We start from the raw sequence: 21620 nt of genomic DNA, 5'->3' as shown, positions 1-21620 counted from the left end.
GCGCGCCTCGTTCAGCTCTTCTTCATCCCGTAGACGTGCTCCGGCCCCGGGAAGGCGCGGCTCTTCACGTCGCGCGCATAGCCCGAGACCGCTTCCTCGATCGCGGGGCCGAGATTGCCGTAGCGGCGGACGAATTTCGGCGCACGCGCCGACAGGCCGAGCATGTCCTCCAGCACCAGCACCTGGCCGTCGCAGGCGACGCTGGCGCCGATGCCGATGGTCGGCACCGCGATCGCCTGCGTGATCTTGCGCGCCAGCGGCTCGGCGATCGCCTCGACCACGATCGAGAAAGCGCCGGCCTCGGCGATCGCCTTGGCGTCGTTCTCGATCGGCGCCCAATCGGCTTCCTCGCGCCCCTGCGCGCGGAACGAGCCGAGCGTGTTGATCGACTGCGGCGTCAATCCGATATGCCCCATCACGGGAATGCCGCGCTCGGACAGGAACGCCACCGTCTCGGCCATCCGCACGCCGCCCTCGAGCTTGACCGCGCCACACAGCGTTTCCTTCATGATCCGCACCGCGGACTGGAACGCCTGCTCCTTCGAGCCCTCATAGGAGCCGAACGGCATGTCGACCACGACCAGCGCCTGCTGCGAGCCGCGCATCACCGCGCGTCCTTGCAGGATCATCATGTCGAGCGTGACCGGCACCGTGGTCTCGAAACCATGCATGACGTTACCGAGGGAGTCGCCGACCAGAATGGCGTCGCAGTGCTTGTCGAGCAGCGCCGCGGTGTGCGCGTGATACGACGTCAGCATCACGATCGGATCGCCGTTCTTGCGGGCGCGGAGATCGGGCGCGGTCTTGCGCTTGATGGCGGATTGAACAGACATAGTCAGGCTCCCATGACAGGCACGCCGATCACGACCGGGTGGAACGCAAACGCCAGCGCCAGATAAGCGATGATACCGACCGCGACCGCGATCAGGTCGTTGGTGACTCCGCCGACCGGGATCGGCGGCGCGCCGGCATCCGCACGGCGCTTCAGCGAGATGCGGTCATAGACCGCCCAGCCGAGAAACGAGCCGAACAGGATGATCGAGCCGAGGTCGCCGTTGGCGAGCAGATGCGCGAACGCCCACAGCTTCACGCCGGCCAGCATCGGATGCTTCAGCGTGGTGTAGATGCGGCCGCGGATGTAGGAGGCAACGACGAGGATGACGGCAGGCAGCATCAGCGCCACCGTGATGTGCCTGAAGGCGGTCGGCGGCGTCCAGACGTCGATCCACCCGGTCGCGCGATAATGCGCAAAGCCCCAGACGATCAGCGCGAGCCCCGCAGCGGAGACCAGCGAATAGACGCCCTTGTAGGCGCCCTCGCCCATCGCGTTCACCAGGCTTGCGCGCAACTCGCGCAGGCTGGTCAGCACATGGACGCCGAGGAACAGCACGAGACCCAGGATCATGACGAGCAGTCCCACGATGTTCCTCCCTGATAGATTGATATCCTCGCGTAACATCTTCGCCGGTCGGTGCGCAATGCGTCACGCCGGGTGTCGGATCACGGATTGCCGGCAGGCTTGGACGGATCGCCGGCCGGCTTGGCCAATTCGCGATTGTCGACATAGCGGATCATGATCGGGCGGCCGGCCAGCGCGCCGCCGAGCCCACCGGTGAATTTGAGCGGCAGGCAGGCGTCGAGCGAAGCATTGATGGCGTTGAGGTAGGTCGTGCGGGTATCGGCCGGGATGCCTCGCGTTGAAAATGTCAGCCGCGGCGCGCCGATCATCTCGCCCGACCGCTTGAAGCTGAAGCGCACCGACATCTGCATGCCCTCGCGCGCATCGTCAGGTGGCGGCGGCGACCAGCAGGCGCGCAGCGCGGCGAACAGATCGCCGATGGTATCGAGATCATGGTCCGGCTTGCGGTACTTCTCCGCCTGATCTTGCGGCGGCACGGTCAGGATCGTGAGCTGGAGATTTTCGCCGTACGGATAATCGATCTCGGGAAGGCACGGCCCGTGATTGAGCACGCTGCAATAGGACGGGATGCACGGCCCGTTATCGAGCACGCTACAGGGCGTGTGCGCGAACGGCACCGGGTTGGTCTGGTGCCGCTGCCGCGCGGCAGCCGTGCCCACGACGGCAACGGTTAGCGCGGCAAGAGCGAGGCGGATGGCGACGCGTCGGAGCATGCATGCGGACCCGGAATGCGCTTCCGGGGAGAAATGGGACCGCTGCCCGACCGCATCAAGCGGGGCCGGTTCACGTCCTCGCGCTTTTCTCGCCATAACCTCGCCGTCATCGCCCGGCTCGATGTTTTAGCCCGGCGATCCAGCATTCCAGAGACGGCGGTGATCGAACGGAGAAGCCGCGGCGTACCGGGTCCCCCAGTCAGGTCGGGGGACGACACTGAGTATGCGGCACGACGCTCGTTCGCGAGCCTTCTCGCCACGCCCCCACTGTCATCGCCCGGCTCGACCGGGCGATCCAGTATTCCAGAGAGGGTCGTGAAGACGGAGAAGCCGCGGCGTACCGGGTCCCCCGGTCGAACCGGGGACGACGCTGAGTATGTGGCACGACGCTCGTTCGCGAGCCTTCTCGCCACGCCCCCACTGTCTTCGCCCGGCTCGACCGGGCGATCCAGTATTCCAGAGACGGTCGTGAAGACGGAGAAGCCGCGGCGTACCGGGTCCCCCGGTCAGGTCGGGGGACGACACTGAGTATGCGGCACGACGCTCGTTCGCGAGCCTTCTCGCCACGCCCCCACTGTCTTCGCCCGGCTCGACCGGGCGATCCAGTATTCCAGAGACGGTCGAAGACGGAGAAGCCGCGGCGTACCGGGTCCCCCGGTCGAGCCGGGGGACGACAGCGGAGCAGCGGCAACTACGCCTTCTTCTTCACGTCCTTGACGTTGGAGAAGATGATGCCCTCGGCGCGCTCGCGGGTGTAGCCGAGATAGAACTCGTTCTTGGCCATGAACACCGGATCGCCGTCGACGTCGTCGGCGATGCCGGAATTGTTGGCGGCCACGAAAGCATCGAGCTTCTTGCGGTCGTCGGACGAGATCCAGCGCGCCAGCGAGAACTCCGAGATTTCGAACTCGACCGGCAAGGAATATTCCGCATCGAGCCGCGCCTTCAGCACGTCGAGCTGCAACGGACCGACCACGCCGACCAGCGCCGGCGCACCGTCACGCGGGCGGAACACCTGCACGACGCCCTCCTCCGACATCTGCTGCAAGGCTTCCTTCAGTTTCTTCGCCTTCATCGCATCGGTCAGGCGGACGCGACGGACGATTTCCGGTGCGAAGCTCGGCACGCCGACGAAGGTCAGATCCTCGCCCTCGGTGAGCGTGTCGCCGATCCGCAGCGTGCCGTGGTTCGGAATGCCGACGACGTCGCCGGCGAATGCCTCGTCGGCCACCGAGCGATCCTGGGCGAAGAAGAATTGCGGGCTCGACAGGCTCATGTTCTTGCCGGTGCGCACCAGCTTGGCCTTCATGCCGCGGCTCAGCTTGCCCGAGCACAGCCGGGCAAACGCGATGCGGTCGCGATGGTTCGGATCCATGTTGGCCTGGATCTTGAACACGAAGGCACTCATGCGCGGTTCGGCGGCCTCGACCTTGCGCAGATCGGAATCCTGCGCGCGCGGCGCCGGCGCAAACTTGCCGAGACCTTCCAGCAGGTCGCCGACGCCGAAATTGCGCAGCGCGCTGCCGAAATAGACCGGCGTCAGATGACCTTCGCGGAACGCCGCGAGCTCGAACGGCTTGCAGGCTTCGGAGGCCAGCGCCAGCTCGTCCTTGACTTCGGCGACGTCGAGATTGGGATTGCGCTTGCCGAGATCGGCAATGTCGATCTGCTCGGTGGCGCCGGTCTTGGCGCCGCCGCCCTCGAGCAGCCGGACGCCGCCATTGACGACGTCGTAGGTGCCGAGGAAATCCCGGCCGCGGCCGACCGGCCAGGTCATCGGCGTGGTGTCGAGCGCCAGCGTCTTCTCGATCTCGTCCAGGAGTTCGAACGTGTCGCGGCTCTCGCGGTCCATCTTGTTGATGAAGGTGATGATCGGGATGTCGCGCAGCCGGCACACCTCGAACAGCTTTCGCGTGCGCGCCTCGATGCCCTTGGCGGCGTCGATCACCATCACCGCGGAATCGACCGCGGTCAGCGTGCGATAGGTATCTTCCGAGAAGTCCTCGTGGCCCGGCGTGTCCAGCAGGTTGAACACCAGTTCGTTGAACTCGAAGGTCATCACCGAGGTGACCACCGAGATGCCGCGCTCGCGCTCGATCTTCATCCAGTCCGAGCGGGTGTTGCGCCGTTCACCCTTGGCCTTGACCTGACCCGCGAGGTTGATGGCGCCGCCGAACAGCAGCAGCTTTTCCGTCAGCGTGGTCTTGCCGGCGTCCGGGTGCGAGATGATCGCAAAGGTGCGCCGTCGCGCCACTTCCTCGGAAAGCGGCGAGCGGGACGGCGATTCGGTGGTGACTGCGGTATCGGACATGGCGGGGCAGCGTTTGGCAGGGAAAACGGGCGCAATCAAGGGCGTTTTGTCGCAATGCGGAATGGCCGCACCACCCCCATATAGCCACTGGAAGGACGACCTTCACCTCACCAATCCCATCCGCGGGGACGACCCTGCCATATCTGGAGGGTCCGCTATGGCTTGGGCCATTCTGTTCGCCGCCGGCCTGCTCGAGATCGGCTGGGCGATCGGGCTGAAATACACTGAAGGTTTCTCGCGGCTGGTGCCGTCGGTGCTGACGCTTGCGGCGATGGCCGGCAGCATCCTGCTGCTTGGGTTGGCGTTGAAGACGCTGCCGATCGGAACCGCTTATGCGGTCTGGACCGGGATCGGCGCGGTCGGCACCGCGGCGCTCGGCATCATCCTGCTCGGCGAACCCGCCTCCGCGATGCGGCTTGCCAGCATCGGGCTGATCGTGTCCGGCATCGTCGGGCTGAAGCTGGTCGGCTGATTATTTCAGAATCTGCACGATCCAATAGGTCGCGGCGGCGACCGCCGCCGACGCCGGGATCGTGATCACCCAGGCGTAGACGATCGAGCTTGCCACGTTCCAGCGCACGGCGGAGAGCCGCCGTGCCGCGCCGACGCCGACGATGGCGCCGGTGATGGTGTGGGTGGTCGACACCGGAACCCCGAGATAGGTCGCGATGAACAGCGTCGCGGCGCCGCCGGTCTCGGCGCAAAACCCCTGCATCGGCGTCAGCTTGGTGATGCGCAGCCCCATGGTGCGGACGATCCGCCAGCCCCCCATCAGGGTGCCGAGCGCCATCGCGCTCTGGCAGGCCAGCACGACCCAGAACGGAATCTCGAAGGTGTCGCCGAGATGCCCCTGCGAGTAGAGCAGCACCGCGATGATGCCCATGGTCTTCTGCGCGTCGTTGCCGCCATGGCCGAGCGAATAGAGCGAGGCCGAGGCGAATTGCAGGATGCGGAAGGCGCGATCGACCGCGAACGGTGTCGAGCGCACCGACAGCCAGGACACGATCGCGACCAGCACCAGCGCCAGCAGGAAGCCGACCAGCGGCGACAGCACGATCGCGAGCAGAGTCTTGGTCAGCCCGCTCCAGACCGCCGCCGAAATGCCCGCCTTGGCCATCCCGGCGCCGACCAGGCCGCCGATCAGCGCGTGCGAGCTCGATGACGGAATCCCCAGCGCCCAGGTGATCACGTTCCAGACGATCGCGCCGACCAGCGCGGCGAAGATCACGGTGGCGTCCACCACCGCCGGCTCGATGATCCCGGTGCCGATGGTGTTGGCGACATGCAGGCCGAACACCGCGAAGGCGATGAAATTGAAGAAAGCCGCCCAGAACACCGCATATTGCGGCCGCAGCACGCGGGTCGAGACGATGGTCGCGATCGAGTTGGCGGCGTCGTGCAGCCCGTTCAGGAAGTCGAACAGCAGCGCGACCGCGATCAGGATGGTGAGAACCGGAAGACCCAGCGTGGCGTCCACGTGATGGCCCCGCTTTATTGTTCTTTTTTGAGCATGATCAGATCGAAAAACCGCTCCACACTTTTCCGGATCATGCTCAGACCTGCTCGATCACGATGGAGTTGATCTCGTTGGCGACGTCGTCGAAGCGATCGGCCACCTTCTCGAGGTGATCGTAGATCTCCGCGCCGACGATGAAGTCCATCGTGTTGGCGTCGCGGTGCTTCAGGTACAGCTCCTTGAGCCCGATGTCCTGGAGATCGTCGACCCGGCCCTCGAGCTTGGTCAATTCCTCGGTGATCTGGGTCAGCAGCGAGACGTTCTGTCCGATCGACTGCAACAGAGGCAGCGCGCGGCCGACCAGGCCGGCGCATTCGACGATCAGCGCGCCCATCTCCCGCATCGGCGGCTCGAACTCGCGAACCTCGAACAGCATCACCGCCTTGGCGGTCGATTGCATCTGGTCGACCGCGTCGTCCATCGCGGTGATCAGGTTCTTGATGTCGCTGCGGTCGAACGGGGTGATGAAGGTGCGGCGAACCGCGGTCAGGACCTCGCGGGTGACGCTGTCGGCGTCGTTCTCGAACTGATTGACGCGCTGGCAGAAGACCGGGGTCTCCTCGCCGCCCTTCAGCATGTCCTGTAGCGCCTTGGCACACTGCACGGAGGTTTGGGCGTGGCGGGCGAACAGGTCGAAAAATCGCTCTTCCTTGGGCAAGAAGGCGCGAAACCAGCGCAGCATGTCTCAGTTCCATCGTTCCGGGACAGCCTGTTAGCGACTGTCACAAAACTGTCATAGAACATCTGACGCTAAATGCACCGGGCCCGACCGCCCGAACGGGCGGTCGTCCACTGCTATCGGCGAGGAATCGCCGGCCGCCTTGCCCCTACAGCGAGCGCCTGAGGATGTGGGCCAGTTCGCCGACCAGGCCGCGCCGGAACAGCAGCACGCAGGCCACGAAGATCACGCCCTGGATCACCGTCACCCACTGGCCGAAGCCGGCGAGATATTGCTGCATGGCAATGATGACGAAGGCGCCGACCACCGGGCCGAAGATGGTGCCGAGACCGCCGACCAGCGTCATCAGCACGATTTCACCGGACATCGACCAGTGCACGTCGGTCAGCGAGGCGTTCTGTGCCACGAACACCTTCAGCGAGCCGGCGAAGCCGGCCAGCGTGCCCGACAGGATGAAGGCGAGCAGCTTGTACTGGTCGGTCTTGTAGCCGAGTGAGATCGCGCGCGGCTCGTTCTCGCGGATCGACTTCAGCACCTCGCCGAACGGCGAGTTGATGGTGCGGTAGATCAACAGGAAGCCGGCCAGGAAGCCGACCAGCACGACGTAATACAGCACCATCGGCTTCGAGAGGTCGAAGATGCCGAACAGGCGTCCCTGCGGAATGCCCTGGATGCCGTCTTCGCCATGGGTGAACGGCGCTTGCAGATAGATGAAGTACAGCAGTTGCGACAGCGCCAGCGTGATCATCGAGAAGTAGATGCCCTGCCGCTTGATCGAGATGTAGCCGGTGACGAGGCCGAGCAGCGCGGCCGCGGCGACGCCGGCCAGGATGCCGAGCTCGGGCGGCAGCCCCCACACCTTCAGCGCGTGCGCCGAGACGTAGCCCGCGGTGCCGAGGAACATGGCGTGGCCGAACGACAGCAGGCCGCCATAGCCGATCAGCAGGTTGAAGGCGCAGGCGAGCAGCGCAAAGCACAATGCCTGCATCACGAAGAACGGATAGATCCCGGTGAACGGCACCATCGCCAGCAGCACCGCCATCACGGCGAATACGATCATCTCGTCGCGCATCGCGCGCGGCGTCATCGGAAGTGTATCGTCGGTCAATGCTGACATATCAGGCCGCCCGTCCCGTCAGTCCCGTTGGCTTCACCAGCAACACCACCACCATCAGGACAAACACCACGGTGTTGGAGGCTTCGGGATAAAAATACTTGGTCAGTCCCTCGATCACGCCGAGCGCGAAGCCGGTGATGATCGAGCCCATGATCGAACCCATGCCGCCGATCACGACCACGGCGAACACCACGATGATGAGATCGGCGCCCATCAGCGGGCGAACCTGGTTGATCGGCGCCGACAGCACGCCGGCGAGCGCGGCAAGGCCGACGCCGAGCCCGTAGGTCAGCGTGATCATGCGCGGCACGTTGATGCCGAAGGCCCGCACCAGCGTCGGATTCTCGGTGGCGGCGCGCAAATACGCGCCGAGCTGCGTCTTCTCGATCAGGAACCAGGTGGCAAGACACACCACCAGCGAGAAGATGACCACCCAGCCGCGATAGATCGGCAGGAACATGAAGCCGAGATTGACGCCGCCCTTGAGCTGATCCGGGATCGAGTACGGCAGGCCGGAGGAGCCGAAGTAGTTCTGGAACACGCCCTGCACGATCAGCGCGATGCCGAAGGTCAAGAGCAGTCCGTAGAGATGGTCGAGGCCGGCGAGCCATTGCAGCATGGTCCGCTCCAGGATCATGCCGAAGATGCCGACCAGGACGGGCGCGATGAGCAGCGCCCACCAGTAGTTGATGCCACCCAGATTGAGCAGGAAATACGCCACGAAGGCGCCCATCATGTAGAGCGCGCCGTGCGCGAAATTGATGATGTTGAGCATGCCGAAGATGACGGCGAGCCCCAGACTGAGCAGCGCGTAGAACGAGCCGTTGATCAGTCCCACCAGAAGCTGTGCGTAGAGAGCCTGCATCGAATGAGCTTTCGCTAGATAGATGAAGCCCGCCGGCCACGCGCATGGCCGGCGGGCATGATCGTCACTTCTTCAGGAGCGCGCAGGTGCTCTTGTCGAGCGGCGTGAAGGCCTGGTTGCCCGGCACGGTGCCGACCAGCTTGTAGAAGTCCCAGGGACCCTTGGACTCCGAGGGCTTCTTCACTTCGAACAGATAGGCGTCGTGGGTGACGCGGCCATTGGCCTCGACCTCGCCCTTGCCGAACAGCGGATCGTCGGTCGGGATGGTCTTCATCTTGGCGACCACCTTGGCGCCGTCGTGCGGGTTGCCGCCGAGCGCTTCCAGCGCCTTGAAGTAATGCAGCAGGCCCGCATAGACGCCGGCTTGCACCATGGTCGGCATCGCACCGTTCTTCATCCGCTCCGAGAAGCGCTTGGAGAAGGCGCGGGTCTTGTCGTTGAGGTCCCAGTAGAACGTCTCGGTGAAGTTGAGGCCCTGCGCGGTCTCGAGGCCGATCGCCTTGACGTCGGTCAAGAACAGCAGCAGCGCCGCGAGCTTCTGGCCGCCCTTGACGATGCCGAACTCGGCCGCCTGCTTGATCGAGTTGGTGGTGTCGCCGCCGGCATTGGCAAGACCGATGATCTTGGCCTTGGAGGCCTGCGCCTGGAGCAGGAAAGACGAGAAGTCTGCGGTGTTGAGCGGATGCTTGACGCTGCCCAGCACCTTGCCGCCATTGGCGGTGATGACAGCCGTGGTGTCGCGCTCCAGCGCGGCGCCGAACGCGTAGTCCGCGGTCAGGAAGAACCAGGTGTCGCCGCCGGCCTTCACCAGCGCCTGCCCGGTCGAGTGCGCCAGCATGTAGGTGTCGTAGGTCCAGTGCACCGTGTTCGGCGTGCACTGTGCATTGGTGAGGTCCGAGGTCGCGGCGCCCGAATTGATGTAGACGCCGTTCTTCTCCTTCACGACGTTGTTGACCGCAAGCGCGACGCCGGAATTCGGCACGTCGACGATGGTATCGACCTTGTCGACGTCGAACCACTGGCGGGCAATCGTGGTGCCGATATCGGGCTTGTTCTGGTGATCGCCGGAGATCAGGTCGATGGTCCAGCCCTTGGCCTTGAGGCGACTATCCTCGATCGCCATCTGCGCCGCCAGCGTCGAGCCGGGACCACCGAGGTCCGCGTAGAGGCCGGACTGATCCGACAAGACGCCGATCTTGACGACCTTGTCGTCGGCGGAGGCAATGCTGGCGATGCTGAGCGCCATCGCGGTGCCAAGCAGAAGCGCGGAGATCCTGTTCTTCATCTGGTATTTCCTCGTCCTAAATTTTCTGACTCTGGCGATCTCAGACGCCGAGATAGGTATGAAGCTTGTCCATATTGGCCGACAGTTCGGTATTGGAGAAGCCGTCGATCACCTTGCCGTGCTCGACGATGTAGTAACGGTCGGCAACCGTCGATGCGAAACGAAAATTCTGTTCGACCAACAGGATGGTAAAGCCCTGCGACTTCAGGCGCGCAATGGTGTGCCCGATCTGCTGAATGATGACCGGCGCCAACCCTTCGGTCGGCTCGTCCAGCATCAGGAAGCGCGCCCCCGTGCGCAGGATGCGCGCAATCGCCAGCATCTGCTGTTCGCCGCCCGAGAGCTTGGTGCCCTGGCTGTTGAGACGCTCCTTGAGGTTCGGAAACAGCGTGAAGATCTGGTCGAGCGGCAAGCCGCCCGGGCGCACCACCGGCGGCAGCATCAGATTCTCGCGCACATCGAGACTCGAGAAGATGCCGCGCTCTTCGGGACAGAACGCGATCCCCATCCGCGCGATCTTGTCGGAGGTGGCGCGGATGATCTCCTTGTCGTCGAAGCGGATCGATCCGGAGCGCTTGCCGATCACGCCCATGATCGACTTCAGCGTGGTGGTCTTGCCGGCGCCGTTGCGGCCGAGCAGCGTCACCACCTCGCCTGCCCTGACGTTGAAATTGATGCCGTGCAGGATGTGGGATTCGCCGTACCAGGCCTGTAGATCCTTGACCGTGAGCACCTCGGCTCCGGCCGCGGCCACGGGCTTCTCCGCCAGTTTTGCCTCAGCCATGACCCGCTCCCAGATAGGCTTCCTTGACGCGCTCGTCCTTGGAGAGGTCGGCGTAATTGCCCTCCGCCAGCACCTGCCCGCGCGTCAGCACCGTGATGATGTCGGAGAGATTGGCCACCACCGAGAGGTTATGTTCGACCATCAGGATGGTGTATTTGGCCGAAATCCGCTTGATCAGCGCCGCGATCTTGTCGATGTCCTCGTGGCCCATGCCGGCCATCGGCTCATCGAGCAGCATCATCTCGGGGTCGAGCGCCAGCGTCGTTGCAATTTCAAGTGCGCGTTTGCGGCCGTACGGCATCTCGACCGCCGGCGTATTGGCGAACTCGCTCAAACCGACGTCGTTCAGGAGTTCGTGGGCGCGCGGATTGAAGCGGTCGAGCACGGTCTTGGAACGCCAGAAATCGAATGACGAACCGTGCTGCCGCTGCAGCGCGACGCGGACGTTTTCCAGCGCGGTCAGATGCGGAAACACCGCCGAGATCTGAAACGAACGGACCAGGCCGAGCCGCGCCACGTCGGCCGGCGGCATCGCGGTGATGTCCTGGCCTTTGTAGCGAATCTGGCCGCCCGTCGGCTTCAGGAATTTGGTCAGCAGATTGAAACAGGTCGTCTTGCCGGCGCCATTTGGCCCGATCAACGCATGGATACTGCCGCGACGCACCTTCAGCGCGACGTCGCGAACGGCAAAGAAACCGGCGAATTCCTTGGTCAATCCGCTGGTTTCGAGAATGAACTCATCGGCCAAATAGATTCCCCCATACGCCATCGCCGCGAAGCCCGTCGCCCGCGTGGCCAGATTTTTTCATGTCCGACAGGTCGTCCGATCCGTCTTGGAAACCGTCCCGGGCCCGTCGCCTCCGGGCCGGAATATGCCGTCATCTGTGGCGGTTACGCAAGGTGGAAAGCTGTGCAGTGCGATATCGTCACCACCGGTTCCGGTTGATCCTTAGTCGAATGGTATTTGGACGGGCTTTGCGCCGGGGAAAGCGGCCGTTAACGGTGTTTTCCTCCGGACATCCGCTTTCATCAAATATTTCCGCCTGTCACCGAAACTCTGGCCATTGCAGTACCAATGGCGAGTGCCTTGCATTTCGAGAGCACCAATTCCACGGTCGTCAAGTCGATCCGGCAACGTGATTTCCTGAACACGTGGCTGCGGCTTTATGCCCGGACCCAGACCATCCCGCGGATCGATGAGTTTCGTCCCGCGCGGATCGAGGAAGATTTGCCGGACACGGTGTTCTTCACGGTCGACGCAACCGCGCAGCCGCCGCGGCTGACGATCGAGAGCGACGGCACGCGGATGGCCACCGCCTACGGGCACAGCGGCAAGGGCCGCCTGCTCGACGACTATCTCGGCGCGCGGCTCGCGCCGGTCGTGATGCCGGTCTATCACGAATGCGTCGCCCGGCGCCTCCCCGCCTACACCATCGCTGATATCGACGACATCTACGGTCATGTCGTGGCCTATGAACGGCTGCTGCTGCCGTTCTCCGACGGCGGCCCCGTCACGCACCTGATCGCCTCGCTGAAGACGATCAGCGAGAACGGCAGTTTCGAAATCCGCAATCTGATGCGCGGCAACGACGTGCCGCCGAACTTCAAGCTGTGCGCCATCATCGATCGCGACCTGTTCCACCGAGCCCCCGGCCGCATCCCGCTCGGGGATGTGCTTGAATTCGGCTGACCGATGCATTTCAGAAGTGCCGATCCATCGGTGGTCAAATCGATCACGCAGCGGGTGCTGCTGAACGCCTGGCTGCGCGCCGTGCGCAAGCCGGACACGCTTCCCATGCCGGGCGACTTCCACAGCGACGGCAGCGCCGACGAGCGCGCCGACATGATGGGCTTCGACGTCGAGGGTAGCGGCGACGCCGCCCGCTTCATCATCACGCAGGAAGGCGCGCGGCTGACGACGGCTTACGGCAACGAGCATGTCGATCCGCGGCAGCGCACCAACCGCTATCTGGACGATGCGATCGGGGCGGAGCGCTATGCAGGTCTCATCCTGTCTTATCGCACCTGCCTGGCGCGCAAGCGTCCGACCTATACGGTCGCGACGGTCGCGGACGCCGACGGCAAGGACGTCTCCTATGAACGGCTGCTGTTGCCGTTCGGACGCGGCGATACCGTCGAGCACATCATCGGCTCCTACAAGGCGATCAGCATCGAGGGCGGCTTCCGGCTGCACAATCTGATGGGCGTGAAGGCGAAGGCGGTCCCGGTCGTCACGGTCCGCGCCGTGATCGACCGCAGGTTCGTGCCGGCGGATCATGCGGCAAGCCAGGATTCGGTCGAACTGATCTAGCTCCCCGTCGCAAATCCGCCGAAACCAGCTCCGGCGCTATGGTTGCGCGTGGGGCGTCTTGGTCCGGTCCTGCGCCGGCCACTGTTCGGAGAGATCGGGAAGAACCTGGCCCTTGCCTGTCATCCGTTCGACCGTCAGGGCATAGACGGTAATCAGATCGAGCCGCGGGAAGAAGTTCTTGGGCCGCACCGAGCCTGGTTTGCCGTACTTGATCATCAGCAACTCGCAGAAGTGCTGCTTGAACACACGGTCCTGCATGATGCGAACCGTGCCGAACACAATGACGCTCCGATAGGCCAGACCCGAGTCGCACTCGAAGCGGCCATAGTCAAACACGTCACCCGGCTCGTCGACCTCAAAGCACACCCGCGGTTCGCGTTCGATATTGGTTCGAAGGTGACCGCGCGCGCTGGTCCCGTGGAGCAGCACCCGATTGTCCGACCAGATATACAACATGGGCAAACAGTACGGGTAGCCATCCTCTCCCACAGTCGCGAGCCGGCCGGCAAATCCGCGCTCAAGCACCCGTAACACCTGTTCTGTCGTGGCCGCCCTGTCGGCGCGTCGCAGCGAGATCGGTGCGCTCATTTGCTGTCCCTTGAACTCGTCCCACGGATTGAGCATAACCTCGAATGGTCCGGTCAAAAGGTCCACTTCATACGAATACGACATACCATTTTCAAAACGCGATCTGCCGGTGAGCAACACTTGCGAACGAGGAGCAACGGCGTGAAGGAGCGGCGTCGGAGCTGGGGAAGTCTATATGCGTGGCAGCTGAACCGTCGCGGTGAGGCGCCGTTGTTCCGACAGCTCTATCTGCAGATCCGATCGGCGATTCTTTCGCAGAGCTTGAGGCCCGGCGCCAAGCTGCCGTCGACGCGTGAGCTTGCATCGCAACTCTCGGTCTCGCGATCCGCCGTGGTCGCAGCCTATGAGCAGCTGCTGGCGGAAGGATACGCCACCGGCAAGATCGGGTCCGGCAGTTATGTGTCGATCGACCTTCCGGAGCCGGTCGAAGGGCGGAGCCCTGCGCACGCCAGGCGGTCCGCAGCGCGGGCTCGATCGGCTACAGCCCAGACGCCTGTGTTCAGCGACTTCGTCGACGTCACCGTGCAGAGCGACGACCGCCCCTTCAACCTCGGCCGCACACTCGTCGATGGCAGGACCACGGAGCTGTGGCGAAGGACAAGCGCACAGGTATTTCGTTCGCTCGGCCCCGATCACTTCGGCTATTCCGATCCGCGGGGCCTGCCCGAGCTGCGCAAGGCAGTCTGCGATTACTTGCGCGCCGCGCGCGCCGTTCGCTGCGATCCGGAGCAGATCGTGGTGACCTCCGGAACGCAGCATGCGATCGATCTTGTGATCCGGGTCCTGCGCCAACCGGATATGCAGGCGTGGATCGAAGACCCCGGCTATTCATTGACGCGACAGGCGCTGATCGCCGCCGGGGCGACGGCCCACCCTGTTCCGGTCGATGCCCAGGGCATCGACGTCGCCGCGGGCATCAGAACCGCGCCCAAGGCCCGCGCCGTCTTCGTGACCCCTTCCCATCAATTCCCGACTGGCGTCGTGCTGGCGATGGCGCGACGTCTCGAGCTTCTCAATTGGGCCCGCGACACCGGCGCCTGGATCGTCGAGGACGACTATGCAAGCGAGTTCCGCTATGCCGGGCGGGCGCTGGCGTCGCTCCAGGGCCTCGATGAGAGCGAGCGCGTGATCTACATCGGCACGCTGAACAAGGCGTTGTTCCCCGGCCTGCGGCTCGGTTACGCCGTCGTGCCACCTGCGTTGCTGAAGGCGTTCACGACCGCACGGTATCTCGTCGACCGGCAGCCTTCGAGCCTGGCTCAGGCGGTGGTCACGGACTTCATCGAGCAAGGACATTTCGCGTCGCATATCCGCAGGATGCGCCGGCAGTACAAGGACCAGCGCGACGTGCTTGTCGATTCACTGCGACGCCGTCTGGGCGAGGAGATCACTGTCGATCCCCCGGATCAGGGAATGCATCTCGTCGCACATCTGCGCGCCGGCCATTCGGACGTGGGCATCGCACGCGCCGCACGTAATCACGACGTGATCGTCCGTGCATTGAGCACTGCCTATGTCGCCGCGACGCCACGATCCGCGCTGATGCTCGGCTTCAGCGGATATCCCTGCCACGTGATCCCCTCGGCCGTGGCGCGGCTGGCCCGGGCTTTCGGCCGCGGGAAAACGCCGCGCACGTCCTAGCCCTTCTTGCGCGCTTTCGCCGGCACTTCCTTGGTGTAGCTATCCGGCTTGAAGCCGACGACGCGCTTCGGCCCGAGGTCGAGCACCGGACGCTTGATCATCGAGGGCTGCTCGGCCATCAGCGCCAGCGCCTTGCGCTCGTTCAGGCCTTCCTTGTCGGCATCGGGCAGCTTCTTGAAGGTGGTGCCGGCGCGGTTGAGCAACGTCTCCCAGCCCACCTCCTCGCTCCACTGCTTGAGCTTGTCCTTGGCGATGCCGGCCGTCTTGTAGTCGTGGAAGTCGTAGGCGACGCCGTGATCGTCGAGCCAGGCGCGCGCCTTCTTCATGGTGTCGCAGTTCTTGATGCCGTAGATGGTGATGGTCAAAGCCGTTCCCCACATGCGATTGCTGCGGGGGAAACTAGCCCCGCAGCACGCGCAGCACCAGATCAGGATACGCCGATCTCCACATCGGCGTTGCCGGCGTCCGCCTCAGGCCTTGCTGACGTCGTTGATGGCCTGGACGAAGGCCTGCGGCGCTTCCTGCGGCAGATTGTGGCCGATGCCGCCGGTCAACTGGCGATGCTCGTAGTGCCCGGAGAACTTTCTGGCATAGGCCGCGGGGTCCGGATGCGGCGCGCCGTTGGCATCGCCTTCCATCGTGATGGTCGGGATCGCGATCACAGGCGCCTGGGCCAGCGTCTTCTCGAAAGCGTCGTACTTCGCCTCGCCCTCGGCGATGCCGAGCCGCCAGCGGTAATTGTGGATCACGATATCGACATGGTCGGGGTTCTCGAAGGCAGCAGCGCTGCGGTCGTAGGTGGCATCGTCGAACTTCCACTGCGGCGAAGCAATTTGCCAGATCAGCTTGTTGAAGTCGTGCCGGTTCTTGGCGTAGCCCTCGCGGCCGCGCTCGGTCGCGAAATAGAACTGGTACCACCATTGCAGCTCAGCCTTCGGCGGCAGCGGCACCTTGCCGGCCGCCTGGCTGCCGATCAGATAGCCGCTGACCGACACCATCGCCTTGCAGCGCTCGGGCCAAAGTGCCGCCATGATGTTGGCAGTACGCGCACCCCAATCATAGCCGCCGAGCACGGCCTTCTCGATCTTCAGCGCATCCATCAGCGCAATGATGTCGGCCGAGACCGCGACCGGCTGGCCGCTGCGCATCGTATCGTTGGAAAGGAAGCGCGTGCTGCCGTAGCCGCGCAGATGCGGCACGATCACGCGATAACCGGCCTCCGCCAGCGCCGGCGCAACGTCGGCATAGCTGTGGATATCGTAAGGCCAGCCGTGCAGCAGGATGACGGCGGGACCGGTGGCCGGCCCCATCTCGACATAGCCGGTGTCGAGCACGCCGGCGTTGATCTGCTTCACCGGTCCGATCGTTGTGTGAGCGCCGACCTTGACCGCGGGCGCTGCCGCCTTGGACTGCTCCTTGGACTGCGCGCTGGCCGATCCGATCAAGCCGAACCCGGAGGCAGCGAAGATGCCCCCGGCGATGCCAAGGAAGCGGCGGCGGTGCTGGCTGAAGGACTGCGACATGGCGATCTCCTGAAGTCTGGTGTCGGGGTCCAATATTGCAGAGCCCGCCCCCGTCCGCTTTCAGGGGACGTGGATTTGTCCTTCAGACCGTCGTGATTTTGGCTCCGCGCCGCCTGTGCTAGGTTCCGCCGCGGATTCAGCCACCGGCCGCCGGACTCTTCGGTTTGACTTACCATTTCAACGACTTGACCCTCGACTCTGAGCGCCGGGAGCTGCGGCGTGGCGATGTGCTGGTCGCCGTCGAGCCGCAGGTCTTCGACCTTCTCGAATTCCTGATCCGTGCCCGCGACCGCGTGGTCAGCCGCGACGAGGTGCTCGCTGCCGTCTGGCACGGCAGGATCGTCTCGGAGGCGACGCTGAGCAGCCGGGTCAACGCCGCGCGGACCGCAATTGGCGACAATGGCGAGCAGCAGAGGCTGATCCGCACCCTGCCCCGCAAGGGCCTTCGCTTCGTCGGCGATGTCAGGGAAGCCACGGTGCCCGAGCGTCCGCTTGTGGACGACACCAGTCCATCGCGGCCGAGCGAGGGTCCGTCGATCGCGGTGCTGCCCTTCACCAATATGAGCGGCGACCCCGAGCAGGATTATTTCGCCGACGGCATCGCCGAAGACATCACCACCGCGCTGGCGCGTTGCAGCCGCCTCACCGTGATCGCGCGCAACTCCGCCTTCACCTACAAGGGCAAGGCCGTCGATATCCGCCAGGTCGGGCGTGACCTCGGCGTCGGCTATGTGCTCGAGGGCAGCGTCCGCCGCGGCGGCGACCGCTTACGCATCACCGGACAGTTGATCGACGCCAGCTCTGGTGCGCATCTCTGGGCGGACCGGTTCGACGGCGCGGCCGACGATGTGTTCGATTTGCAGGACCGCATCACCGAGAACGTGGTCGGCGCCATCGAGCCGACCTTGCTCATCGCGGAAGCCGAGCGGGTACGGGCCGCGCCACCGGACAAGCTCGACGCCTATGACTGGCTGCTGCGTGCGTACAGCCTACGCTACGAGTTCACGCCCGAGAGCATGGCGGCCGCGCTCGATTGCCTCGACCGGGCACTGGCGCTCGATCCCGCCTACGCGCCGGCGCTGGCGGCATCGGCCTATTGCCACGCGATGCGCCATGTCCAGGGCTGGCTGAAGCCTGACGACGCCTATCGGGAACGCGCAGTGGCGCAGGCCTGGCGCGCGGTCGAATTGACACCAAGCGACCCGCAGGTGTTGTGGATGGCGGCGTTCGCGATCTGGAACATGGCCGACGAGATCGAGCCCGCGCGCGAATTGTTCGGCCGTTCGCTTGCGATCAACCCGAACTCGGCGATGGCGCTGGTGCTCAGCGGCTGGATCGAGGCGATGCGCGGCGATCAGCACGCCGGCCGCGCCATGATCGAGCGCGCGCAACGGCTCAATCCGCGCGACCCGCGCGGCTGGTTCGCCTCCGCGGCGCTGGCGATCTGCGCGGTGCTCGACGGACATTTTGCCGAAGCGGCGACCTGGGCCGACAAGGCGCTGGCGCAGAACCGCCGCTTCGCGGTGGCGCTGCGCGTCCTGATCGTGGCGCTGGTGAAGACCGGCGAGACCGCGCGCGCGACCCAGATCGCGCGCGAGCTGCTCAAGGTCGATCCGGAGTTTACGATCTCCGGGTTCCTATCGCGGATTCCGTTCCCGGTGCAATCGATGTCCGCAACCTATCGTGAAACCCTCAAGGCGGCCGGCGTCCCGGACTGATGCCGCCCCGGGGGACGAACGACATTCGCGCGATTTCGGAATATTAGAAAATACCGCTGAGTTGCCCGACGTGTCAAGTTGCCCGATCGCACACTGGCCGCCGCCGGGCTGCTTTGCATGGGGTTGTTTTCGATATTTCGGCGACGGCCCCATTACGTCATATTGCTAGCCCGTCGCACCCGGCTCCAGCGCTTCGCCGAGCTGGATCGGATGCGCCATGGTTTCGTGCAGCGCATCCTTGTCGAGCTCGCCCTCGGACAGGCTGATCACCACGCAGGCGACGCCGTTGCCGACCAGATTGGTCAGCGCGCGACACTCGCTCATGAACTTGTCGATACCGACCAGGATGGCGATCGACTGGATCGGAATGTCAGGCACGATCGACAGCGTCGCCGCCAGCGTGATGAAGCCGGCCCCGGTGACACCTGAGGCGCCCTTTGAGGTGATCATGGCGATGCCGAGAATGCCGAGCTCCTGCCAGATCGTCAGATGCGTGTTGGTGGCCTGCGCCAGGAACAGCGTCGCCAGCGTCATGTAGATGTTGGTGCCGTCGAGATTGAAGCTGTAGCCGGTCGGGATGACGAGGCCGACCACCGAGCGCGAGGCGCCGAGATGCTCCATCTTCTGGATCATCTGCGGCAGCACCGTTTCCGACGACGAGGTTCCGAGCACGATCAGGAGCTCGTCCTTGATATAGGCGATGAAGCGGATGATCGAGAAGCCGGCCAGTCGCGCGATCGCGCCGAGCACGATCAGCACGAACAGGATGCTGGTCAGATAGAAGGTGGCGATCAATGCCGCCAAATTGGCGAGCGAACCGAGGCCGTAGGCGCCGACCGTGAAGGCCATCGCGCCGAACGCCCCGAGCGGCGCGACGCGAACGATGATGCGGATGATCCCGAAGAACATCTTGGCGGCCAGATCGATCGCCGCGGCAATCGGCTCGCCGACCTTGCCCATCAGCGCGATGGCAAAGCCCGAGAGGATCGAGATCAGCAGCACCTGCAACAGATCGCCGCGCGCTACCGCGCCGAGATAGCTGTCCGGAATGATTGCCATCAGATGGGCAACGATGCCCTCTGCTTTCGCCTGGGTGACGTAGGTCGAGACCGACTTCGGGTCGATCGTGGACGGATCGATGTTGAAGCCGCGGCCCGGCTGCAACAGTTCGCCCACGATCAGGCCGAATGCGAGCGCGACCGTCGACACCAACTCAAAATAGATCAGCGTCTTCAACCCGACCCGGCCGACACGCTTGAGGTCGCCCATCGAGGAGATGCCGTGCACCACGGTGCAGAAGATCACCGGCGCGATCATCATCTTGATCAGCGCGATGAAGCCATCGCCGAGCGGCTTCAGCGCCTTGCCGAGATTGGGATAGAAATGCCCGATCAGGACGCCCAGCACGATTGCGATCAGCACCTGGACGTAAAGGATCTTGTACCAGGGCTGATGTTGGCGATGGACGGCGGGCTTGATCGCGTCTGTGGTCATGAGATGTCCCGGAGGCTAGGATTTGACTCAACTGGGGGTGCTATCTTGGCGGACCAGCGCGCACGCGACAATGCCCAATCGCAATCCTGGCCCAATCGCAAGCTTGGCAAGCGGACCAACAGCCGGGCTCGCGTTCGCGGGCGGCGGCTCACGAATCTGTCATAGATTGCGACGGGCTCGCATCCGGAGGCTGAGGATGGAATTCACCGCACTGTTTCTCGCCATCACCATCGCCATGCTGGTGGCCTGGCGTGGCCCGCGTCCCCTGGCGATTGGACTGTTCGCGGTGATCCTGGTCGCTTGCGCCGCGACCTTGCTGCACCACGCCACCGACCGCCTGACGCTGTCATTCTGAGGCGGCGATGAACGATACGCAGGCCGTCACCCTCAATGCGCTCGCGCTTTATGGCCTCGCGCTGCTGCTGGCCGCCGCCTTTGCCGCGCAACTGCTGTTGCATGAACTGCCCTGCCCGCTATGCCTGTTGCAGCGCACTCTGTTTGCCCTGCTGGCGATCGGACCGATCCTGAACATCCGTTTCGGGCCGCGTCCGAGCCATTATGCCTTGTCGCTGCTGACGGCCGTGCTGGGTGCCACCGTGTCCACGCGGCAAGTCCTGCTGCACATTCTCCCCGGCGATGCCGGCTACGGTTCGGCGCTGCTCGGCTATCACTACTATACCTGGGCGCTGATCGGATTCATCGCGGCGATCGTTCTGCTTGCCGCCATGCTGCTGTTCGACCGCCAGTTCGATCACCGCGCCATGCCGGGCGCCTCGCCCGGCAAATTTGCGCAAGGCGCCGTCTGGCTGGTGATCGGGCTGACGGCGCTGAATGTGCTCTCCACCCTGCTCGAATGCGGCCTTGGCGCCTGCGCCGACAATCCCGTCGTCTACGAGTTGCTCAAGTCAGCCAGCTAGGGCCGCTTGGGGATATTCAACCCGCGCTCCACGGCCGGCCGCTTGAGACCGCGCTCCAGCCAGGCCGCGACGTGGGTGAACTGGTCGAACTCGACAAGCTCGCGCGCGCCGTAGAAGCCGACCAGGTTGCGCACCCAGCCGAGCATTGAGATGTCGGCAATGCTGTAATCGTCGTCCATGAACCATTGCCGTCCGGCAAGGTGTGTCTCCATCACGCCGAGCAGGCGTTTGGACTCGGCGACGTAGCGCTGCAGCGGCCGCTTGTCCTCATAGTCCTTGCCGGCGAATTTGTGGAAGAACCCGACCTGGCCGAACATCGGTCCGATGCCGCCCATCTGGAAATACACCCATTGGATGGCCTGGTAGCGGCGCGCCGCGTCCGCTGGCAACAGCTTGCCGGTCTTCTCGGCGAGATATTGCAGGATGGCGCCGGATTCGAACAACGGCAGCGGCTTGCCGCTAGGGCCGTTGGGGTCGAGGATTGCCGGGATCTTGCCGTTCGGATTGAGCGACAGGAACTCCGCCGTCTTCTGGTCGTCCTTGTTGAAGTCGACCAGATGGACCTCGTAGGGCAGCCCGATCTCCTCGAGCATGATCGAGACCTTCACACCGTTCGGCGTCGGCAGCGAATAGAGCTGCAAGCGGTCCGGATGCTGGGCGGGCCAACGTTTTGTGATCGGAAAGGCTGACAGGTCGGTCATATCAGACATTCTTTTGCAGGGTTACGGTTCGACGGCT

General features: G+C 64.3%; 23 protein-coding genes. 7 read left to right on the top strand and 16 right to left on the bottom strand.

Annotation, left to right across the window (positions count from 1 at the left end):
* Nucleotides 1-11: 11 nt before the first annotated feature.
* The 4 genes from panB to CWS35_RS22045 all read right to left on the bottom strand — a co-directional run bounded on the left by panB (nt 12) and on the right by CWS35_RS22045 (nt 4444).
* Nucleotides 12-833, bottom strand: a complete 822-nt coding sequence (gene panB, locus CWS35_RS22060) for a 3-methyl-2-oxobutanoate hydroxymethyltransferase (protein WP_024581433.1) — start codon at nt 831-833, stop codon at nt 12-14.
* Nucleotides 834-835: 2 nt separating this feature from the next.
* Nucleotides 836-1420, bottom strand: coding sequence for an NnrU family protein (locus tag CWS35_RS22055; protein WP_024581432.1), 585 nt, complete (start codon nt 1418-1420; stop codon nt 836-838).
* A gap of 80 nt (nt 1421-1500) precedes the next feature.
* Nucleotides 1501-2133, bottom strand: a complete 633-nt coding sequence (locus CWS35_RS22050) for a hypothetical protein (protein ID WP_024581431.1) — start codon at nt 2131-2133, stop codon at nt 1501-1503.
* Between the two features lie 691 nt (nt 2134-2824).
* On the bottom strand, nt 2825-4444 hold the full coding sequence (locus tag CWS35_RS22045) for a peptide chain release factor 3 (RefSeq protein WP_024581430.1): 1620 nt from the start codon (nt 4442-4444) through the stop codon (nt 2825-2827).
* Between the two features lie 157 nt (nt 4445-4601).
* On the opposite strand from CWS35_RS22045, the gene sugE reads away from it, so the two are divergent.
* Nucleotides 4602-4916, top strand: a complete 315-nt coding sequence (gene sugE / locus CWS35_RS22040) for a quaternary ammonium compound efflux SMR transporter SugE (RefSeq protein WP_024581429.1) — start codon at nt 4602-4604, stop codon at nt 4914-4916.
* Here sugE and CWS35_RS22035 read toward each other — a convergent pair whose 3' ends face one another.
* From CWS35_RS22035 to CWS35_RS22005, 7 genes are all read right to left on the bottom strand, one after another.
* The gene (locus CWS35_RS22035) at nt 4917-5921 is read right to left on the bottom strand and encodes an inorganic phosphate transporter (protein WP_100953736.1); all 1005 of its coding nucleotides are present in this window, start codon (nt 5919-5921) and stop codon (nt 4917-4919) included. It abuts the gene before it with no gap.
* 76 nt (nt 5922-5997) lie between these two features.
* On the bottom strand, nt 5998-6642 hold the full coding sequence (locus CWS35_RS22030; RefSeq protein WP_024581427.1) for a DUF47 domain-containing protein: 645 nt from the start codon (nt 6640-6642) through the stop codon (nt 5998-6000).
* 145 nt (nt 6643-6787) lie between these two features.
* Nucleotides 6788-7756, bottom strand: coding sequence for a branched-chain amino acid ABC transporter permease (locus CWS35_RS22025; RefSeq protein WP_024581426.1), 969 nt, complete (start codon nt 7754-7756; stop codon nt 6788-6790).
* A gap of 1 nt (nt 7757) precedes the next feature.
* A complete protein-coding gene (locus CWS35_RS22020) occupies nt 7758-8621 on the bottom strand; it encodes a branched-chain amino acid ABC transporter permease (protein WP_024581425.1) in 864 nt (287 codons plus the stop codon).
* A 64-nt stretch (nt 8622-8685) separates the two neighbouring features.
* Nucleotides 8686-9906, bottom strand: coding sequence for an ABC transporter substrate-binding protein (locus tag CWS35_RS22015; RefSeq protein WP_100953734.1), 1221 nt, complete (start codon nt 9904-9906; stop codon nt 8686-8688).
* A 40-nt stretch (nt 9907-9946) separates the two neighbouring features.
* The gene (locus CWS35_RS22010) at nt 9947-10690 is read right to left on the bottom strand and encodes an ABC transporter ATP-binding protein (RefSeq protein WP_024581423.1); all 744 of its coding nucleotides are present in this window, start codon (nt 10688-10690) and stop codon (nt 9947-9949) included.
* Nucleotides 10683-11438 (bottom strand): ABC transporter ATP-binding protein, encoded by a 756-nt coding sequence (locus CWS35_RS22005; protein WP_024581422.1) that lies wholly within the window; start codon nt 11436-11438, stop codon nt 10683-10685. The genes CWS35_RS22010 and CWS35_RS22005 overlap by 8 nt, the downstream gene beginning before the upstream one ends.
* A 327-nt stretch (nt 11439-11765) precedes the next feature.
* Here CWS35_RS22005 and CWS35_RS22000 point away from each other — a divergent pair, with 327 nt between their 5' ends.
* Nucleotides 11766-12380, top strand: coding sequence for a PAS domain-containing protein (locus tag CWS35_RS22000; RefSeq protein ID WP_043855539.1), 615 nt, complete (start codon nt 11766-11768; stop codon nt 12378-12380).
* Nucleotides 12381-12383: 3 nt separating this feature from the next.
* Nucleotides 12384-13001: a hypothetical protein gene (locus tag CWS35_RS21995; RefSeq protein WP_100953732.1), complete on the top strand. Its 618-nt coding sequence runs from the start codon at nt 12384-12386 to the stop codon at nt 12999-13001.
* Between the two features lie 36 nt (nt 13002-13037).
* On the opposite strand, the gene CWS35_RS21990 is transcribed toward CWS35_RS21995, so the two are convergent.
* A complete protein-coding gene (locus CWS35_RS21990; RefSeq protein ID WP_024581419.1) occupies nt 13038-13673 on the bottom strand; it encodes a pyridoxamine 5'-phosphate oxidase family protein in 636 nt (211 codons plus the stop codon).
* Between the two features lie 57 nt (nt 13674-13730).
* Here CWS35_RS21990 and CWS35_RS21985 point away from each other — a divergent pair, with 57 nt between their 5' ends.
* Nucleotides 13731-15230: a PLP-dependent aminotransferase family protein gene (locus CWS35_RS21985; protein WP_245439078.1), complete on the top strand. Its 1500-nt coding sequence runs from the start codon at nt 13731-13733 to the stop codon at nt 15228-15230.
* On the opposite strand, the gene CWS35_RS21980 is transcribed toward CWS35_RS21985, so the two are convergent.
* Together CWS35_RS21980 and CWS35_RS21975 are read right to left on the bottom strand one after the other, a co-directional pair.
* Nucleotides 15227-15595, bottom strand: coding sequence for an ArsC family reductase (locus CWS35_RS21980; RefSeq protein ID WP_024581417.1), 369 nt, complete (start codon nt 15593-15595; stop codon nt 15227-15229). The genes CWS35_RS21985 and CWS35_RS21980 overlap by 4 nt on opposite strands.
* A gap of 105 nt (nt 15596-15700) precedes the next feature.
* On the bottom strand, nt 15701-16753 hold the full coding sequence (locus CWS35_RS21975; protein WP_100953728.1) for an alpha/beta fold hydrolase: 1053 nt from the start codon (nt 16751-16753) through the stop codon (nt 15701-15703).
* Between the two features lie 164 nt (nt 16754-16917).
* Here CWS35_RS21975 and CWS35_RS21970 point away from each other — a divergent pair, with 164 nt between their 5' ends.
* Nucleotides 16918-18471 (top strand): winged helix-turn-helix domain-containing protein, encoded by a 1554-nt coding sequence (locus tag CWS35_RS21970; RefSeq protein ID WP_100953726.1) that lies wholly within the window; start codon nt 16918-16920, stop codon nt 18469-18471.
* A gap of 165 nt (nt 18472-18636) precedes the next feature.
* Here the strand turns inward: CWS35_RS21970 and CWS35_RS21965 are convergent, their stop codons facing one another.
* Nucleotides 18637-19965, bottom strand: coding sequence for a dicarboxylate/amino acid:cation symporter (locus tag CWS35_RS21965; protein WP_100953724.1), 1329 nt, complete (start codon nt 19963-19965; stop codon nt 18637-18639).
* A gap of 196 nt (nt 19966-20161) precedes the next feature.
* Between CWS35_RS21965 and CWS35_RS39560 the strand changes: the two genes are divergently transcribed.
* Together CWS35_RS39560 and CWS35_RS21960 are read left to right on the top strand one after the other, a co-directional pair.
* On the top strand, nt 20162-20320 hold the full coding sequence (locus CWS35_RS39560) for a DUF5993 family protein (RefSeq protein ID WP_168226363.1): 159 nt from the start codon (nt 20162-20164) through the stop codon (nt 20318-20320).
* Nucleotides 20321-20327: 7 nt separating this feature from the next.
* Nucleotides 20328-20882, top strand: coding sequence for a disulfide bond formation protein B (locus CWS35_RS21960; RefSeq protein WP_100953722.1), 555 nt, complete (start codon nt 20328-20330; stop codon nt 20880-20882).
* Here the strand turns inward: CWS35_RS21960 and CWS35_RS21955 are convergent.
* Nucleotides 20879-21583 carry a glutathione S-transferase family protein gene (locus CWS35_RS21955; RefSeq protein ID WP_100953720.1) on the bottom strand — a complete coding sequence of 235 codons (705 nt, stop codon included), beginning with the start codon at nt 21581-21583 and terminating at the stop codon, nt 20879-20881. The genes CWS35_RS21960 and CWS35_RS21955 overlap by 4 nt on opposite strands.
* Nucleotides 21584-21620: the final 37 nt, after the last annotated feature.

It is taken from the genome of Bradyrhizobium sp. SK17 (assembly GCF_002831585.1).
GTDB lineage: Bacteria > Pseudomonadota > Alphaproteobacteria > Rhizobiales > Xanthobacteraceae > Bradyrhizobium.
The sequence above is the reverse complement of the archived record's forward strand: the minus strand, read 5'-3'. Positions and strand labels throughout refer to the sequence as shown.

Excerpts from the sequence above, each read along its gene's own strand:
- panB (WP_024581433.1), bottom strand. The coding sequence starts at position 833 with ATGTCTGTTCAATCCGCCATCAAGCGCAAGACCGCGCCCGATCTCCGC.
- CWS35_RS22050 (WP_024581431.1), bottom strand. The coding sequence starts at position 2,133 with ATGCTCCGACGCGTCGCCATCCGCCTCGCTCTTGCCGCGCTAACCGTT.
- CWS35_RS22045 (WP_024581430.1), bottom strand. The coding sequence starts at position 4,444 with ATGTCCGATACCGCAGTCACCACCGAATCGCCGTCCCGCTCGCCGCTT.
- sugE (WP_024581429.1), top strand. The coding sequence starts at position 4,602 with ATGGCTTGGGCCATTCTGTTCGCCGCCGGCCTGCTCGAGATCGGCTGG.
- CWS35_RS22030 (WP_024581427.1), bottom strand. The coding sequence starts at position 6,642 with ATGCTGCGCTGGTTTCGCGCCTTCTTGCCCAAGGAAGAGCGATTTTTC.
- CWS35_RS22025 (WP_024581426.1), bottom strand. The coding sequence starts at position 7,756 with ATGTCAGCATTGACCGACGATACACTTCCGATGACGCCGCGCGCGATG.
- CWS35_RS22020 (WP_024581425.1), bottom strand. The coding sequence starts at position 8,621 with ATGCAGGCTCTCTACGCACAGCTTCTGGTGGGACTGATCAACGGCTCG.
- CWS35_RS22015 (WP_100953734.1), bottom strand. The coding sequence starts at position 9,906 with ATGAAGAACAGGATCTCCGCGCTTCTGCTTGGCACCGCGATGGCGCTC.
- CWS35_RS22010 (WP_024581423.1), bottom strand. The coding sequence starts at position 10,690 with ATGGCTGAGGCAAAACTGGCGGAGAAGCCCGTGGCCGCGGCCGGAGCC.
- CWS35_RS22000 (WP_043855539.1), top strand. The coding sequence starts at position 11,766 with ATGGCGAGTGCCTTGCATTTCGAGAGCACCAATTCCACGGTCGTCAAG.
- CWS35_RS21995 (WP_100953732.1), top strand. The coding sequence starts at position 12,384 with ATGCATTTCAGAAGTGCCGATCCATCGGTGGTCAAATCGATCACGCAG.
- CWS35_RS21990 (WP_024581419.1), bottom strand. The coding sequence starts at position 13,673 with ATGTCGTATTCGTATGAAGTGGACCTTTTGACCGGACCATTCGAGGTT.
- CWS35_RS21975 (WP_100953728.1), bottom strand. The coding sequence starts at position 16,753 with ATGTCGCAGTCCTTCAGCCAGCACCGCCGCCGCTTCCTTGGCATCGCC.
- CWS35_RS21965 (WP_100953724.1), bottom strand. The coding sequence starts at position 19,965 with ATGACCACAGACGCGATCAAGCCCGCCGTCCATCGCCAACATCAGCCC.
- CWS35_RS39560 (WP_168226363.1), top strand. The coding sequence starts at position 20,162 with ATGGAATTCACCGCACTGTTTCTCGCCATCACCATCGCCATGCTGGTG.
- CWS35_RS21960 (WP_100953722.1), top strand. The coding sequence starts at position 20,328 with ATGAACGATACGCAGGCCGTCACCCTCAATGCGCTCGCGCTTTATGGC.
- CWS35_RS21955 (WP_100953720.1), bottom strand. The coding sequence starts at position 21,583 with ATGACCGACCTGTCAGCCTTTCCGATCACAAAACGTTGGCCCGCCCAG.